Raw genomic sequence first — 14,718 nt, 5'->3', positions numbered from 1 at the left:
ATCCTGAGTACCTGAGGCCGATCTCCACGTGGATCCTGCGTCCGACACGGGGTGGATGAGGCGCCCGTGTCGGACGCAGGATCCACGTGGAGATCGGCCTCAGGTACTCAGGATCAGTAGCAGGTGCGGACGCGGCCGACGTACTGGCCGAAGGCGTTGTACTGGGCGACCCAGCCGCAGCGGTGATAGCCGTAATAATAGGGATCATTGCTGGCGGCGATCGCGGAGCCGACGACGGCGGCGGTGGCGATGCCGGCGCCGACACCCCAGACCCAGCCGGGCTGCTTGGCTTCGGCCGAGGTGGTGGTGGACGCGATGCTGCCGGTGACGGCGAGGGCAGCGAGAGCTGCGGCGGCAATCTTGGTCTTGATCGACATGTGAAACTCCATCCGGGGTTGAGGCGGTCCGTTGTGGCCCGCGTGCCAGTTGGACGGAGGCTCCTCGCCTCCGGTTCGAAAGCGCATCTGGCGCTCTCGGAAGCCGGTCGTTTCCCGAATGGTTTCAGGTGGATGCGGGCTAGCCGAGCGGCCCCTTGGCGAGCCTGTTCACGTCGAAGTTATCGACCTCCCCCAGCAGCTCGGAGAACGCCCTCGCGCCCTGATCGAGCAGCTGCTCTCCCTTCGCTGACTCAGCCAGCGTCGCGTTGCCGACTGCGCCGCTGGCGTTGAGATCCTGCGCCTGCCAGGCGAACGGCGCCGGCCGCTGCGTCGACAGCCAGCGATATTGCTGCTCCAGCGCGACGCTGCTCGCGGGAAAATCAGCGATCGCATCCTTGCGTACCTGATCAGGATAGCGCGCCAGCATGATCGAGGTCTCGACCGCGCCGCCGTGAATGCCGTGGCGCACCTCATCGGCCGGGAACAATTTGTCGGCGCCTGAGAGCCGCGACCACGACGTCGTCACCACGAACAGCTTGTGATGCGCGCGAAGGTCCTGCGCGACCAGCGTCATCGCCGCGCTGTTGCCGCCATGGCTGGTGACGATGACGAGCTTCTTCACGCCGCGGCGTGCAACGTCCTCGCCGATCCCTGTCCATTTCCTCAGCGCAACTTCAGTCGGGAGCGTCTGCGTGCCCGGATAGTCGATATGCTCGGTGGAAATCCCGATTGGCTCAACGGGGAGGAAACTGGCCGGAACGCGCTCGGGCAGCAGCTCGCGCACACGAGCCAGATAAGCGTCCGCGATCAGCACGTCCGTCGTCAGCGGCAGATGCGGGCCGTGCTGCTCGGTCGCCGCCAGCGGCAGCACCGCGATCCAGCGCGACACATCCACAGGGGCCGCATTGGCCCAGTTGATGTCGATCCAGTCGCGGGGTGGCGTCATCGTGGGTTTCTTTGCCCGAATTTGTCACGTAATTTGGGTATGAGGGGACGCGGGCCTCGTCGGCGCGCGTCCCCAAATGTCATGCAGTTTTATCGCGTTGCCTTCATATCGGCCAGCCACGATCGACGGAGTGCCATCATGACCCCCTTTCATCTGCGGCGAGCGTTAATTGCCGGCCTGATGGCCGCTTGGGTCGGAAGCGTCCCGGCGCGAGCTGAAACGCTCGACAAGGTCGCCTTCGGCACCAACTGGGTCGCCGAGGCCGAGCATGGCGGCTTCTTCCAGGCCATCGCCGACGGCACCTACAAGAAATACGGCCTTGACGTCACCATCGTCCCCGGCGGCCCGAACGAGAACAACCGGATGCTGCTGATCGCCGGCAAGATCGATTTCTTCATGGCCGCGAACACGCTGATGTCGTTCGACGCCGTCGCCAACAACGTTCCCGTCGTCACCATCGCCGCGGTGTTCCAGAAGGATCCGCAGGTGATGCTGACGCAGCCCGACGCCAAGGTCACCAAGATCGAGGACCTCAAGCCGCTGACGCTGTTCGTCTCCAAGGAAGGCATGACCAGCTATTTCCAGTGGCTGAAATCCGAATACGGCTTCAGCGAGAAGAACGTCCGCCCCTACAATTTCAATCCGCAGCCCTTCATCGCCAATCCCAAGAGCGCCATGCAGGGTTACGTCACCTCCGAGCCCTTCGCAGTCGAGAAGGCCGCCGGCTTCAAGCCCAATGTGCTGCTGCTCGCCGATTACGGCTTCAACACCTATTCGACGCTGATCGAAACCCGCCGCGAGATCGTCGAGAAGAAGCCTGACCTCGTGCAGCGCTTCGTCGATGCCTCCATGATCGGCTGGTACAATTACATCTACCGCGACAATTCCGCCGGCAATGCCCTGATCAAGCAGCTCAACCCGGAGATGACCGACGATCTCCTGGCCTATTCCGTGGCCAAGATGAAGGAGCACGGCATCGTCGATTCCGGCGACAGCTTGAAGAACGGCATCGGTGCGATGAGCGACGAGCGCTATGCCTCCTTCTTCAACAAGATGGTCAAGGCCGGCGTCGTGAAGGCGGATCTCGACTATCGCAAGTCCTACACGCTGCGCTTCGTCAACAAGGGCGTCGGCGTCGAGCTGCGCCCGAACAAGCCGTAACAGATGTCGCGGCTGGATCAACGTGTGGCGGCGTCGCTCACCTCTCCCGAAGGGAGAGGTCGGATCGCATCGTCAGATGCGATCCGGGTGAGGGGTTACGCTCCCTCGTGGGGCCTGAGCCCCCTCACCTCTCCCCGTTGGGGAGAGGTGAGGGACGCCGTTCGACCGCGTCTCATCATTGCCAGCACTCGATGACAGAGAGCAAAACCTCGCCTGCCGTCGAGTCCAGCCTGACGGCGCTTGCCGTCAGCCTGCGCGGCGTGACGAAAACTTACGACAACGGCGTGATGGCGCTCGGTCCGTTCGACCTTGCTGTCCGCAATGGCGAGTTCGTCTCGCTGCTGGGCCCGTCCGGCTGTGGCAAGTCGACGGTGTTGCGGCTGATCGCCGAGCTCAGCGCGCCATCATCGGGCACGGTGCGGGTGGCACGGCACGAGGGCGAGGTGCTGCCGGGTCACGGCATCGGCTTCGTGTTCCAGGAGCCGACCCTGATGCCCTGGACCAACGTGCGAGAGAACGTGCGGCTGCCCTTGAAGCTCGCAGGCGTGCCGAAGGCGGAGGGGCGCGCGCGTGCCGATGCGGCGCTGGCCAGCGTCGGCCTTGCCGATTTCGCGGATAGCTTTCCGCGCGAGCTCTCCGGCGGCATGAAGATGCGGGTGTCGCTGGCGCGTGCGCTCGTCACCGATCCGGATATCCTGCTGATGGACGAGCCGTTCGCCGCGCTCGACGAGATTACGCGCTTCCGCCTCAACAACGATCTGCTCGCGCTGTGGCGGTCTTTGCGCAAGACCGTCATCTTCGTTACCCATTCGGTGTTCGAATCCGTCTATCTGTCGCAGCGCGTCGTCGTCATGACGGCGCGGCCCGGCCGCATCCAGGCCGACATCCGTATCGAGACGGTCGAGCCGCGCGGGGAGGAGTTTCGCACCTCGGCGGCCTATTCCGATTATTGCCGACGCGTGTCCGCCGCGCTGGCGCCGTCCTATTCGGAGCAATCGACGCTATGAGCGCGCAAGCTCCTGTGCCCGCAAAATCGTCCCATGCGCAACGCGCAATGCGTTTCGTGCTGCCCGTCATCGTCTTCGCGGCCGGCCTCCTCGCCTGGGAACTGGTGGTCCGCATCAGGGAGATCCCGCCTTACGTGCTGCCGGCGCCCTCAATCATCGTGCTGACGCTGATCAAGGACTGGGCGGTGCTGTCACAATCGCTGGCGACCACGCTTGCAACCACGCTCGAAGGTTTTGTCGCCGCCAGCGTCGGTGGCATCGCGCTGGCGCTGCTGTTCAACCAGTCGAAATGGGTGGAATATTCGCTGTTCCCCTATGCCATCGTGCTCCAGGTGACGCCTGTCATCGCGATCGCGCCGCTCCTGCTGATCTATCTGGAGCAGCAGACCGCGGTCGTCGTCTGCGCCTTCATCGTCGCATTCTTCCCGGTGCTGTCCAACACCACGCTCGGGCTGAACTCGGTGGATCGCAACCTCGCCGGCCTGTTCCAGCTCTATGGCGCATCGAAGCCGCAAACCCTGCGCTTCCTCAAGCTGCCGGCGGCGCTGCCCTACATTCTCGGCGGCCTGCGCATCGCCGGCGGACTGTCGCTGATCGGCGCGGTCGTGGCCGAGATCGCGGCCGGAACGGCGGGCGCCGGCTCCGGGCTCGCCTACAGGATCGCCGAATCCGGCTATCGCTTGAACATACCCCGCATGTTCGCAAGCCTGCTGCTGTTGTCGCTGGCTGGGATTGTCATCTATGGGGTGCTGGCGCTAGTTTCCCACCTCGTTTTACGGCGCTGGCATGAGAGCGCGCTTGGAAAGGAAAACTGATGGCTGCCGGTTCGATTTCGTCCGAAAAGATCGACCTTCTGATCTATGGGCCGGTGCGGCCGATCCTCGAGAACGGCTTTTCCGATCATTTCGTCGTGCACAAGGCGGAGACGCGCGGTGATCTCGAGCGGCTGACGCCCGCGGTCCGCGACAGGATTCGCGGCGTCGCGGTGACCTACCACACCGTGCGCGCGGACAAGGATTCGCTGTCGCAGCTGCCGAAGCTGGAGATGGTGGCGAGCTTCGGCGTCGGCTACGACCACATCGACGCCAAATATGCCGCCGAGCACGACATCATCGTCACCAACACGCCCGACGTCTTGACTGAGGAGGTCGCCGACGTCGCGATGGGCCTTCTGATCTCGACCTTGCGCGAGTTCATCAAGGCCGACCGCTATGTCCGCTCCGGGCTCTGGCAGACCCAGAACTATCCGCTCAGCGTCGGCTCGCTGCGCGACCGCAAGGTCGGCATCGTCGGCATGGGCCGGATCGGCCAAGCCATCGCGCGCCGGCTCGATGCCTCGCTGGTGCCGGTGGTCTATCACTCGCGCAACCCCTCCAAGGACGTCGCCTACAAGCACTACCCTGACCTGATCGAGATGGCGAAAGCCGTCGACACGCTTGTTGTGATCGTGCCCGGCGGCGCCTCGACCGAAAAGATGATCAATGCCGAGGTGCTGAAGGCGCTCGGTCCGCGCGGCGTGCTGGTCAACGTCGCCCGCGGCTCGGTGGTCGACGAGCCCGCGCTGATCCAGGCGCTGAAGTCCGGCACCATTCTCGCCGCCGGCCTCGACGTGTTCGCGGCCGAGCCGAACGTTCCCGACGAGCTCAAGTCCATGCAGAACGTCGTGCTGCTGCCGCATATCGGCTCGGCCTCGGTGGTGACGCGCAACGCCATGGACCAGCTCGTGGTCGACAATATCAAGGCCTGGTTCGCCGGCAAGGCGCCACTGACGCCGGTTGCGGAAACGCCGTTTAGGGGGCGCTGATGAGAATTCTCCGGGTTCTCGCATTCGCCATCGTGGCATGTCTTGCCGCGATGAGCCCTGCGCAAGCGCAGGATGCGACGAGCCTGAAGAAGCAGATGCCCGGACAATGGGAGCTCTCGACCACCGAGCGCAGCAAGACCTGCGTCGTCACGCTCAAGGGTGACGCTGCAGGCCAGGGTTTCAAGCTGGAGCTGGAGCCGGCCTGCAAGACCGCGCTGCCCTTCACCAAGGACATCGTCGCCTGGAGCGTGAAGGGCCTCGACATCGTGCGCCTGCAGGATGCGACCGGCGAAGCCGTGATCGACTTCACCGAGGTCGAGGCCGGCATCTTCGAGGGCCTGCGCCAGGGCGAGGGCGTCTACATTCTGCAGGACCTCGCCGCGGCGCGCTCGATGGCCAAGTCAATGGACCAGATGATCGGCGACTGGTCGATGGTGCGCGGCAACGGCCAGCCGGTGTGCGGGCTGACGCTGACCAACACCGAAGCGGGGCCGGACAATTTCCAGGTCTTCCTCAAGCCGAGATGCGATGCTGCGATCGCGCAGTTCAACCCGACGCAATGGCGGCTTGAGCGCGGCCAGATCATCCTGATGTCGAAGTCAGGCGAAGCCTGGCAGTTCGAGGCCGACGACAACGCGCAATGGCGCCGCGTCCCCGACACCGCCGATCCCCTGATCATGCTGCGCCAGTAGGTCTGGCGACATTCGTCGCCGCCTTGAGGACGCCGCGCGAGAGCGGAACCTGCAGACCGGGCATCTCGTTGACGGACGAGGTGATTTCGTTGGGAGATCCCGCATGGCCAAGCGCGTCCTTGCGATCGGCATCGAACCCGGCAATGCCGATTACGGCGCATTCCCGCAGCTGACGCCGGAGCTCGTGCGCGACTACATCGAGGCGCAGCTGTTGCGCCTGCGCGATCTCGGCTTCGAGGTCACGAGCTGCCTGATCGATCTCGATGCCACAGCCGAAGCCGGTGTGGTGGCCGCGCTGCGCGATGAGCGCTTCGACTGCATCGTGATCGGCGCCGGCCTGCGCGAGCCCAGGGAGCGCCTGCTGCTGTTCGAGAAGGTGCTCAACCTCATTCACCGTTTGGCGCCGGACGCCGCGATCTGCTTCAACACCACGCCGGCCGACACCGTCGAGGCGGTGCAGCGCTGGGTGGAGCCCTGACGGGATGGCCAAAAATCGCTGATTTTGGAATCCGTCGGATTTCGAACTTTTTCTCCGTCTCGAGCGACCAAGACGGAATGGTTCAAACTCGATCGGGCTTTGACATGAAATTCGTTGCCCTGCCCTTTTTGTGCCTTCTGCTTGTCGCGACGCCCGCCGGCGCGAATGACACCCGCACCTTCAATGCGATGGTGGCGCTTGCCAATCGCGGAGATGCGGAGGCGCAATATCATGTCGGCATGATGCACAATAACGGCATCGGCACACAGCAGGATCGCAGCCAGGCATTCGAATGGTTTCAAAAATCGGCTGCGGCCAACGATCCGCTCGGAGCCTACAAGCTCGGCTGTTATTATGACGGGCAAGGCGTGGGCGTCGTCGCAACGGATCCGGATCAGGCATTGAAGTACAAGCTTGTTTCCGCCAAGGCCGGTTACGCGCGTGCTCAGCACGATGTCGCTCTCATGTATGACCGGCAAGGGAACTCGGAAGAAGCGCTGAAATGGTGGAAGCTGGCAGGCGACCAGGGCCTCCCTGGCGCCCTCTTCAGCCTGTCCCGGGCATATTCTGCAGGAAAGGGCACGCCGAGGGATCTGTCTCTGTCGTATGCCTATTTCAAGCTCTCGAAGGTGGCGCCGGCCAAGAATGTCAACGAGATGGCTTCCATGTTGTCCAAGCCGGAGCTCGAGAAGGCCGAGAAACTGGTTGCCGAATGGAAGCCGCAACCGACTGCTCTGACGCTCAAGGCATTCGCCGGCATCACAGCCGCGGAAGACCACTTGAAAGCCGCCCAGAACCAGGCGTTCTGATTGGCCTAGATCAACCGCAGCCCCCTCAAGCTCGCATGCCCGCTTCTACCCACGATGATGTGATCGTGCACGGCAATCCCCAGCGGCTTTGCGATATCGATGATCGCCTTCGTCATCTGGATGTCGGCCTGCGACGGCGAGGGATCGCCTGAGGGGTGATTGTGCACCAGGATCAGCGCGGTCGCCGATAATTCCAGCGCCCGCTTGATCACCTCGCGCGGATAGACCGGCGTGTGGTCGACCGTGCCGGTCTGCTGCACCTCGTCGGCGATCAGCTGGTTGCGCTTGTCCAGGAACAGCAGGCGGAATTGCTCCTTGTCGGCGAACGCCATGCTGGTGCGGCAATAGGCGATCACCTCGTTCCAGGACGACAGTGCGTTGCGGCTGTTGACCTCGCCCTTGGCGACGCGATGCGCCGCCGCGGCGATCAGCTTGAGCTGGTTGATCGCGGACTCGCCGACACCCTCGACCTCGCGCAGGCGCGCCACCGGCGCATGCACGACCTCGGCGAACGAGCCGAAGGTCTTGATCAGCAGCTTGGCGAGCGGCTTGGTGTCGCGGCGCGGCAGCGCGGCAAACAGGGCCATCTCGAGCAGCTCGTAATCGCTGAGCGCATCCGCGCCCGCGCTGTAGAAGCGCTCACGCAGCCGCTCGCGATGGCCGAGGTAGTGCGGCGCGTCTTCGGGCTTGCTCTTGTCGTGGTCAGGCTTGGCGGGCATCGGCCGCCAGCATTGCCGGGGACCAGCGTTTTTGCAACCGTCAATTGCGGCAGCAGTTGCGCGTCATACGACGGCGCCCCAGATCACCCGATCTGCTTCTCGCCGTGCCGCTCCGACAGCGTGAAAATCTCCACGCCCGTCGCGGTGACGCCGACCGAGTGCTCGAACTGCGCCGACAGCGAGCGGTCGCGGGTGACCGCGGTCCAGCCGTCGGAGAGGATCTTCACATGCGGCTTGCCGAGATTGATCATCGGCTCGATGGTGAAGAACATGCCGGGCTTGAGCTGCACGCCTTCGCCGGGCCGGCCGATATGGATGATGTTCGGCTCGTCGTGGAACATGCGTCCCAGACCATGGCCGCAGAAATCGCGCACCACGCTCATGCCCTGCGGCTCGACGAAGCTCTGGATGGCGTGGCCGATGTCGCCGGTGGTGGCGCCGGGCTTCACCGCGGCGATGCCGCGCATCATCGCTTCATAGGTCACCTCGATCAGCCGCTCCGCCTTGCGGGCGATCGGGCCGATCGCATACATCCGGCTGGAATCGCCATACCAGCCGTCGACGATGAAGGTGACGTCGATATTGACGATGTCGCCTTCCTTCAGCGGGCGGTCGCCGGGCATGCCGTGGCAGACCACGTGGTTGAGCGAGGTACAGGTCGAGTAGCGGTAGCCGCGATACATCAGCGTCGCCGGATAGGAACCGTGGCTGAAGGCGAAGTCGCGGACGAAGTCGTCGATTCTAGAGGTCGGCACGCCGGGCCCGACGATGTCGGTGAGCTCGTCCAGGCACTTGGCCACCAGCGCGCCCGCCTTGCGCATGCCGGCAAAGGCGGCCGGCCCGTGCAGCTTGATCTGTCCGGTCTTGCGCAGGGAGGTCTCGGTGGCTTCGACGTAGCTCATGAATGTGCGGTCTTTTCGGCTGATCTCGATGTCGGTGGAAAGGCTTGATTTCACGCCCCAATTTAATGATTGGCGGCCTTCATGCAAGCCGACGATGCGGCTCCTTTGGTGCGAAAACGTCCTAATTCGGGACTTCTACGGCGGTTTCCACCGGCAGGGCGCCGCCGCGGATGCGGATTTCGCGGACGGGATAGGGAACCCGGATGCCCTCGCGCTTGAAGGCGTCCCACAGCTCCAGCATCACGTCGCTCTTGACCTTGTCCATGCCGTCGGGATCGGCGATCCAGAAGGTCAGCGAGAACTTCATCCCGGCTTCCGCGAACTCGGTCAGGAGGCAGGTCGGCGGCTTGCCCTTCTGCGCGCGGGGATGGGCTTCCGCGGTCTCGGCCGCAAGCTTGCAGACCAATTTCGGGTCGGCGTCGTAATTGGTGCCGAAGGCGATCTTCACCAGCGTGTTCTTGTCGGTATAGGTCCAGTTGACGACCTTCTGCGTCACCAGATCCTCGTTCGGCACCAGGAATTCGCGCCCGTCGCCGGCAGCGACGGAAATATAGCGCGTCTTCATCGCGCTGATGCGGCCGGTATTGTCGCCGATGGTGACGAGATCGCCGGGCTTCACCGATTTGTCGGCGAGCAGGATGATGCCCGGGATGATCTTGACCAGCAGCACCTGCACCGACGGCGTCAGATCGGTGGTCGAATTGATCCGGCTCTCGGCGAAATTGCTGGCGATGTTGGTGAGCCAGAGCGCGATCAGCAGCAGCGCGCCGGCCTTGAGCGCCAGAAGCGGGGTCAGCCTGAGGCCGCCGAGCACGATCGCGAAGGAATCCAACAGGTCGACCGTCGCGTCGAGCTGGCCGACGATGGAGAGCGCGGCGACGAACCAGGCCGTGATCGACACCAGCTTGACGATGAAGGCATTGCGCAGCACCGAGGTCACGAGCCGGATCACCAGCCAGGCGAAGCCCAGCTTGGCTGCGACCATCAGGAGATAGGAGCGGCTCGGCCAGGTCGCGTGATACATCGCCACGCGCGAGACGATCACGAGCAGCGTGAACACCGCCGTCGAGGCGCTGGCGACCATGACCCGAACGAAATGCCGGAGCGGCAGCGGCCAGCGCATCGCCAGCGAGGTCAGGTCGACGCGGCTGCGAATGGCGGCCTCGGCGGCATAGGCGATGCCGGCCGCGGTCAGGATGAGGCCGAATTGCAGGTAGAACCAGGGTGAGGAGATTTCCGCCCCGACGCTGCGTGCGGTGGTCTGCACGAACTCCATGAAGTCTTTGAGGTCCATGTCCATCGGGTCTCGTCGGCAAGCGGGCAGGAATTGATTCGAGGGCGGGCGCGGCCGGGCCATCGATACACCGTGACGTGATGCGCGTTAAGGCCGTAAAATGCGGGCAGATTGCCGCGAAGCGCGAAAATCGGTTGGCGCGCGAGTCCGCCGACGATAAGGATGAAATTCCAGCGTTTTTTTATCCGGAAGGTGGATGGCTTCCCTCGACTCCGTCAGTCTCGCCATATTACTCGGCGCCGTCCTCGTCATGGCCGGCATCCTCTCGAGCCTGCTTGCGCTGCGCTTCGGCGCGCCCTTGCTGCTCGTCTTCCTTGTCATCGGCATGCTCGCCGGCGATTCCGGCCCCGGTCGGCTCCAGTTCGACGACGTCCGCACCACCTATCTGGTCGGCTCCGTCGCGCTCGCCCTGATCCTGTTCGACGGCGGTTTGCGCACGCGCTTTGCCAGCATCCGCACCGTGCTTGCGCCGTCCGTGGTGCTCGCGACCGTCGGCGTGCTGCTGACCGCGCTGGTGACGGCGCCCTTCGCCAAATACACGCTCGACCTCAACTGGTCGGAGTCGCTGCTGGTCGGGGCGGTGGTGGCCTCGACCGACGCGGCCGCCGTGTTCCTCCTGGTGCACACCCAGGGCCTGCGTCTGCGCCCGCGCGTCGGCGCGACGCTGGAGGCGGAGTCCGGCACCAACGATCCCTTCGCGATCTTCCTCACCTTGATGCTGGTGGAATACATCTCGGTCGGTACCAGCTCGCCCGGCCACGTGCTGATGGAGTTCGTGCTGGAGGCGGCGCTGGGCGCCGTCGTCGGCGTCATCGGCGGCCGCCTCGTCGTCATCGCGCTCAACAAGGTCGCCCTGCCACAGGGCCTGCATGCGCCCTTCGTGACCACGGGCGCGCTCGTGATCTTCGGCGGCTCGCAGATCATGCACGCCTCCGGCTTTCTCGCCGTCTATCTCGCCGGCATCATCATCGGCAACCGGCCGACCCGCGCGCATAATTCGGTGGTGACGTTCCTCGACGCCGCGACCTGGCTGGCGCAGATCGTGATGTTCGTGCTGCTCGGCCTTCTGGTCTCGCCGAGCCGGTTGGGTGCCAGCGTGCTGCCGGCGGTCGCCGTCGCGCTGGTCTTGATGCTGGTGGCGCGCCCGCTCGCGGTGTTCGTCTGCCTTTCGCCGTTCCGCTTCAACTGGCGTGAGAAGATCTTCATCGCCTGGACGGGGCTGCGCGGTGCGGTCGCGATCTTCCTGGCCTCGATCCCGATGCTGGTCGGGCAGTCCAAGGCCTATCTCTATTTCGACGTCGCCTTCGTCGTGGTCATCATCTCGCTTCTGCTGCAAGGCTGGACCCTGGCGCCGGCCGCGCGCAGGCTGCACGTGGCGCTGCCGCGCACCGAGCGCGGCCCCCGCCGCGTCGAGCTCGATCTGCCCGGCCAGCTCGAGCAACAGCTGGTCGGCTATCCGGTGCGGCCCAAGAGCCTGTATTTCCGCCGCGGCCTGATCCCGTCCTGGTCCAAGCCGACGCTCGTCATCCGCAACGAGAACATCCTGACGCCGACGGAAGCCGATCCGATCGCGCCGGGCGATTACATCTATCTGCTGGCCCCGCCGGAAAAAGCCGAGTCGCTCGACCGCTTCTTCGTGGACATGCAGCCGAGCACCGCGCCCGATCCGCATCTGCTCGGCGACTTCATGGTATCGGCTGAGCACACGCTCGCCGAGCTCGCCGGGATCTATGGCGTCAAGGTGAGCGAGGACGAGAGCAAGCTCACGCTCGCCGATTATTTCGACGTCCATCTCGACCGCGCGCCGAAAGAGGGCGCCGAGCTCGCGCTGGACGAGATCGTGCTGGTCGCCCGCAGCATCTCCGGTGGCCGCGTCAACATCGTCGGCCTGCGCCTGCCGGAGGAGGACGAGACACCGCCGCCGCTGACACGCACCCAGACGGTGCGAAAGAAGCTCGCGGAGCTGTGGTCCTCGGTGGCGGGGGTGTAGGGAGGCTCTCGTGTCCCGGACGCGCTGCAACGCGCAAGCGTTGCGGCGCAGAGCCGGGACCCATGATGGATGTGGGCCCCGGCTCTGCGCCGCATCACTTCGTGCTGCGTCGCGTCCGGGGCACGAAATCCGCTCCGCCCTATCGACGCCGCGAAACGGTCCGCTACGTCAGCACCTTCACCCCGCCGAGACTCGTCACCCGTCCCTGCTTCAGCATCACGATCTGTGTCGCGAGCTGGCGCAGCTCGGCGACGTCGTGGCTGACATAGACCATCGGCACATTGGCCTCGTCGCGCAGCCGCACCAGGTAGGGCAGGATCTCGAGCTTGCGGCCCTCGTCGAGCGCGCCGAGCGGCTCGTCGAGCAGCAGCAGGCGCGGCTTCGACAGCAGCGCGCGGCCGAGCGCGACGCGCTGGCGCTCGCCGCCGGACAGCTTGCCGGGACGGCGATCCTGCAGCGCGCCGATGTCGAGCAGGTCGATGATGCGCTTGTGCTGTGCCGGATCGGGCGCAAGTCCGTTCATGCGCCGCCCGTAGTCGAGATTCTGCGCCACGCTCAGATGCGGAAACAGCCGCGCATCCTGGAACACATAGCCGATGCGGCGGCGGTAAGTGGGGACGTGAATGCCGGCGGCAGTGTCGTCGACGGTCTCGCCATCGATCGCGATGGTGCCGCGATCGGGCCGCAGCAGGCCGGCGATCATGTTGACCAGCGAGCTCTTGCCGGCGCCCGAGGCGCCGAACAGGCCGATGACGCGCCCCTCGCTGCTGAAGGATGCGGACAGCGAGAAGTCGCCGAGCTGTTTTTCGACGTCGACGCGCAGCATGGTCAATTCCCGTGCAGGCGCTGCGTGGCACGGCGGGCGAACCATTCGGCCGCGATCAGCGCGCCGATCGCGAGCGCGATCGAGACGATCACGAGCCGGCCCGCGGCGGCGTCGCCGTCGGGCGTCTGGATCAGGGAATAGATCGCCGACGAAATCGTCTGGGTCTCGCCTGGAATGTTGGAGACGAAGGTAATGGTGGCGCCGAACTCGCCGATCGCCTTGGCAAAGCCCAGCACCATGCCGGCGAGCACGCCTGGCAGCGCCAAGGGCAGCGTCACCGTGAAGAACACTTTCCACGGCGCTGCGCCGAGCGTCTCCGCGGCCTGCTCGAGCCGGCGGTCGATCGCCTCGATCGAGAGCCGCATCGGCCGCACCAAAAGCGGAAACGCCATCACGCCACAGGCGAGCGCAGCACCGGTCCAGCGGAACGCGAAGACGATGCCGAGATAATCCGCGAGAAAGCCGCCGACGAGACCGCGGCGGCCGAAGCTGAGCAGCAGGAGATAGCCGGTGACCACGGGCGGCAGCACCAGGGGCAGGTGCACCACGGCGTCGAGCACCGACTTGCCCCAGAAATCACGCCGCGCGAGCAGCCATGCCAGCGCAATGCCGAACGGCGTCGCGACCAGCGTGGCGATGACGGCGACCCTGAGCGAAAGCAGGATCGCCGTCCATTCGGCGGGAGAGATCTCGAACATCAAGTCGTCATTTCAGGTCGCAATCAGATCGCAAAATCAGGGTGCAAGAATCAGGTCGCAAGACTCAGGTCGTGGGGCTGATCAGGAACTTGAAGCCGTATTTTTCCAGGATGGTCTTGGCCGCCGCCGAGCGCAGGAAGGCGAGATAGTCGTTCGCCTCCGGTTTGGCGGTGGTGGTCGCCGCGACCGGATAGATGATCGCAGGATGCGATTCCGCCGGGAAGGTGCCGACGATCTTGACGCCCGGCTCGACCTTGGCGTCGGTGGAATAGACGATGCCGAGCGCGGCCTCGCCGCGGGCGACCAGCGTCAGCGCCGCGCGCACGCTCTCGGCCATGGCGAATTTCGGCTCGGCAGCCTGCCAGGCGCCAAGCTTCTCCAGCGCCGCCTTGGCATATTTGCCTGCAGGCACCGACTTGACGTCGCCGGTCGCGATCCTGCCGTCGCCGGCGAGCTTGGCGAGATCGAAACCTGGCGCGATCGTGACGTTGTCGATCCTGGAATCCTTCGGCGCGATCAGCACGATGCTGTTGCCGAGCAGGTTGACCCTGGAGGGCTCGTTGATGGTCTTCCTGGAGATCGCGTAGTCCATCCAGTTGGTGTCGGCCGAGACGAACACGTCGGCCGGCGCACCCTGCTCGATCTGCTTGGCCAGCACCGAGCTTGCGGCGTAGCTGACGCTGAACTTGACGCCGGTCCTGGCGGTGAAGGCGGCGTCGATCTCGTCGAGCGCGTTCTTCATCGAGGCGGCGGCGAACACGGTAAGGGTCTTGTCCTCGGCCGCGGCCGGCGCGAGGGCCGTGCCTGCAAGAATGACGAAGGCGGTGAAAACTCCTGACAGACGAAACATGGGATGCGCTCCGTGCGAGCTCGCGCGCGCAAGGTGCACGCGCAGATCTGGCGTTGGCTGGGTCAGATGCGACGGGCGGAAGCGCTGTTCCACGGTCCCTTGCGACGGCTTACGGCCGGCGGGGATATCGCAGTTGCGAAGATAGCAGGCCGGAGCCTCAGGTCA

At 64.9% G+C, this 14,718-nt stretch carries 16 protein-coding genes; 8 read left to right on the top strand and 8 right to left on the bottom strand.

Going from position 1 to position 14,718, the window contains the following annotated elements:
- Positions 1 to 113: 113 nt before the first annotated feature.
- Both HZZ13_RS13905 and HZZ13_RS13900 read right to left on the bottom strand, forming a co-directional pair.
- Positions 114 to 377 (bottom strand): hypothetical protein, encoded by a 264-nt coding sequence (locus HZZ13_RS13905; protein ID WP_027573809.1) that lies wholly within the window; start codon positions 375 to 377, stop codon positions 114 to 116.
- Positions 378 to 516: 139 nt separating this feature from the next.
- Entirely contained in the window at positions 517 to 1,323 is an 807-nt protein-coding gene (locus tag HZZ13_RS13900; RefSeq protein ID WP_197960133.1) for a creatininase family protein, read from the bottom strand.
- A gap of 138 nt (positions 1,324 to 1,461) precedes the next feature.
- On the opposite strand from HZZ13_RS13900, the gene HZZ13_RS13895 reads away from it, so the two are divergent.
- The 7 genes from HZZ13_RS13895 to HZZ13_RS13865 all read left to right on the top strand — a co-directional run bounded on the left by HZZ13_RS13895 (position 1,462) and on the right by HZZ13_RS13865 (position 7,274).
- Positions 1,462 to 2,484, top strand: coding sequence for an ABC transporter substrate-binding protein (locus HZZ13_RS13895; protein ID WP_197960132.1), 1,023 nt, complete (start codon positions 1,462 to 1,464; stop codon positions 2,482 to 2,484).
- A gap of 191 nt (positions 2,485 to 2,675) precedes the next feature.
- Positions 2,676 to 3,491, top strand: coding sequence for an ABC transporter ATP-binding protein (locus HZZ13_RS13890; RefSeq protein ID WP_197960131.1), 816 nt, complete (start codon positions 2,676 to 2,678; stop codon positions 3,489 to 3,491).
- A complete protein-coding gene (locus HZZ13_RS13885) occupies positions 3,488 to 4,306 on the top strand; it encodes an ABC transporter permease (RefSeq protein ID WP_197960130.1) in 819 nt (272 codons plus the stop codon). Before HZZ13_RS13890 ends, HZZ13_RS13885 begins: the two co-directional genes overlap by 4 nt.
- Positions 4,306 to 5,295 (top strand): 2-hydroxyacid dehydrogenase, encoded by a 990-nt coding sequence (locus HZZ13_RS13880; protein WP_197960129.1) that lies wholly within the window; start codon positions 4,306 to 4,308, stop codon positions 5,293 to 5,295. Before HZZ13_RS13885 ends, HZZ13_RS13880 begins: the two co-directional genes overlap by 1 nt.
- Complete coding sequence (locus HZZ13_RS13875) at positions 5,295 to 5,987, top strand: AprI/Inh family metalloprotease inhibitor (RefSeq protein ID WP_197960128.1); 693 nt, start codon at positions 5,295 to 5,297, stop codon at positions 5,985 to 5,987. The genes HZZ13_RS13880 and HZZ13_RS13875 overlap by 1 nt, the downstream gene beginning before the upstream one ends.
- A gap of 103 nt (positions 5,988 to 6,090) precedes the next feature.
- Complete coding sequence (locus tag HZZ13_RS13870) at positions 6,091 to 6,465, top strand: hypothetical protein (protein ID WP_197960127.1); 375 nt, start codon at positions 6,091 to 6,093, stop codon at positions 6,463 to 6,465.
- A gap of 104 nt (positions 6,466 to 6,569) precedes the next feature.
- Positions 6,570 to 7,274, top strand: coding sequence for a tetratricopeptide repeat protein (locus tag HZZ13_RS13865; protein WP_197960126.1), 705 nt, complete (start codon positions 6,570 to 6,572; stop codon positions 7,272 to 7,274).
- A gap of 5 nt (positions 7,275 to 7,279) precedes the next feature.
- Here the strand turns inward: HZZ13_RS13865 and radC are convergent, their stop codons facing one another.
- The 3 genes from radC to HZZ13_RS13850 form a co-directional block, all read right to left on the bottom strand.
- Positions 7,280 to 7,993: a RadC family protein gene (gene radC / locus HZZ13_RS13860; RefSeq protein WP_197960125.1), complete on the bottom strand. Its 714-nt coding sequence runs from the start codon at positions 7,991 to 7,993 to the stop codon at positions 7,280 to 7,282.
- Positions 7,994 to 8,076: 83 nt separating this feature from the next.
- The gene (gene map, locus HZZ13_RS13855) at positions 8,077 to 8,895 is read right to left on the bottom strand and encodes a type I methionyl aminopeptidase (RefSeq protein WP_197960124.1); all 819 of its coding nucleotides are present in this window, start codon (positions 8,893 to 8,895) and stop codon (positions 8,077 to 8,079) included.
- 121 nt (positions 8,896 to 9,016) lie between these two features.
- The gene (locus HZZ13_RS13850; protein ID WP_197960123.1) at positions 9,017 to 10,195 is read right to left on the bottom strand and encodes a mechanosensitive ion channel family protein; all 1,179 of its coding nucleotides are present in this window, start codon (positions 10,193 to 10,195) and stop codon (positions 9,017 to 9,019) included.
- A gap of 190 nt (positions 10,196 to 10,385) precedes the next feature.
- On the opposite strand from HZZ13_RS13850, the gene HZZ13_RS13845 reads away from it, so the two are divergent.
- Positions 10,386 to 12,179, top strand: a complete 1,794-nt coding sequence (locus tag HZZ13_RS13845) for a potassium/proton antiporter (RefSeq protein ID WP_197960122.1) — start codon at positions 10,386 to 10,388, stop codon at positions 12,177 to 12,179.
- A gap of 163 nt (positions 12,180 to 12,342) precedes the next feature.
- On the opposite strand, the gene modC is transcribed toward HZZ13_RS13845, so the two are convergent.
- The 3 genes from modC to modA form a co-directional block, all read right to left on the bottom strand.
- Positions 12,343 to 13,005, bottom strand: coding sequence for a molybdenum ABC transporter ATP-binding protein (modC, locus tag HZZ13_RS13840; RefSeq protein WP_197960121.1), 663 nt, complete (start codon positions 13,003 to 13,005; stop codon positions 12,343 to 12,345).
- A gap of 2 nt (positions 13,006 to 13,007) precedes the next feature.
- The gene (gene modB, locus HZZ13_RS13835; protein WP_197960120.1) at positions 13,008 to 13,703 is read right to left on the bottom strand and encodes a molybdate ABC transporter permease subunit; all 696 of its coding nucleotides are present in this window, start codon (positions 13,701 to 13,703) and stop codon (positions 13,008 to 13,010) included.
- A gap of 64 nt (positions 13,704 to 13,767) precedes the next feature.
- On the bottom strand, positions 13,768 to 14,553 hold the full coding sequence (gene modA, locus HZZ13_RS13830) for a molybdate ABC transporter substrate-binding protein (protein ID WP_197960119.1): 786 nt from the start codon (positions 14,551 to 14,553) through the stop codon (positions 13,768 to 13,770).
- Positions 14,554 to 14,718 lie beyond the last annotated feature (165 nt).

This window comes from Bradyrhizobium agreste, from assembly GCF_016031625.1.
In the GTDB taxonomy this organism is placed as follows: Bacteria; Pseudomonadota; Alphaproteobacteria; order Rhizobiales; family Xanthobacteraceae; genus Bradyrhizobium; species Bradyrhizobium agreste.
This window is presented reverse-complemented; position numbering and strand designations above follow the sequence as displayed.

Excerpts from the sequence above, each read along its gene's own strand:
- HZZ13_RS13905 (WP_027573809.1), bottom strand. The coding sequence starts at position 377 with ATGTCGATCAAGACCAAGATTGCCGCCGCAGCTCTCGCTGCCCTCGCC.
- HZZ13_RS13900 (WP_197960133.1), bottom strand. The coding sequence starts at position 1,323 with ATGACGCCACCCCGCGACTGGATCGACATCAACTGGGCCAATGCGGCC.
- HZZ13_RS13895 (WP_197960132.1), top strand. The coding sequence starts at position 1,462 with ATGACCCCCTTTCATCTGCGGCGAGCGTTAATTGCCGGCCTGATGGCC.
- HZZ13_RS13890 (WP_197960131.1), top strand. The coding sequence starts at position 2,676 with ATGACAGAGAGCAAAACCTCGCCTGCCGTCGAGTCCAGCCTGACGGCG.
- HZZ13_RS13885 (WP_197960130.1), top strand. The coding sequence starts at position 3,488 with ATGAGCGCGCAAGCTCCTGTGCCCGCAAAATCGTCCCATGCGCAACGC.
- HZZ13_RS13880 (WP_197960129.1), top strand. The coding sequence starts at position 4,306 with ATGGCTGCCGGTTCGATTTCGTCCGAAAAGATCGACCTTCTGATCTAT.
- HZZ13_RS13875 (WP_197960128.1), top strand. The coding sequence starts at position 5,295 with ATGAGAATTCTCCGGGTTCTCGCATTCGCCATCGTGGCATGTCTTGCC.
- HZZ13_RS13870 (WP_197960127.1), top strand. The coding sequence starts at position 6,091 with ATGGCCAAGCGCGTCCTTGCGATCGGCATCGAACCCGGCAATGCCGAT.
- HZZ13_RS13865 (WP_197960126.1), top strand. The coding sequence starts at position 6,570 with ATGAAATTCGTTGCCCTGCCCTTTTTGTGCCTTCTGCTTGTCGCGACG.
- radC (WP_197960125.1), bottom strand. The coding sequence starts at position 7,993 with ATGCCCGCCAAGCCTGACCACGACAAGAGCAAGCCCGAAGACGCGCCG.
- map (WP_197960124.1), bottom strand. The coding sequence starts at position 8,895 with ATGAGCTACGTCGAAGCCACCGAGACCTCCCTGCGCAAGACCGGACAG.
- HZZ13_RS13850 (WP_197960123.1), bottom strand. The coding sequence starts at position 10,195 with ATGGACATGGACCTCAAAGACTTCATGGAGTTCGTGCAGACCACCGCA.
- HZZ13_RS13845 (WP_197960122.1), top strand. The coding sequence starts at position 10,386 with ATGGCTTCCCTCGACTCCGTCAGTCTCGCCATATTACTCGGCGCCGTC.
- modC (WP_197960121.1), bottom strand. The coding sequence starts at position 13,005 with ATGCTGCGCGTCGACGTCGAAAAACAGCTCGGCGACTTCTCGCTGTCC.
- modB (WP_197960120.1), bottom strand. The coding sequence starts at position 13,703 with ATGTTCGAGATCTCTCCCGCCGAATGGACGGCGATCCTGCTTTCGCTC.
- modA (WP_197960119.1), bottom strand. The coding sequence starts at position 14,553 with ATGTTTCGTCTGTCAGGAGTTTTCACCGCCTTCGTCATTCTTGCAGGC.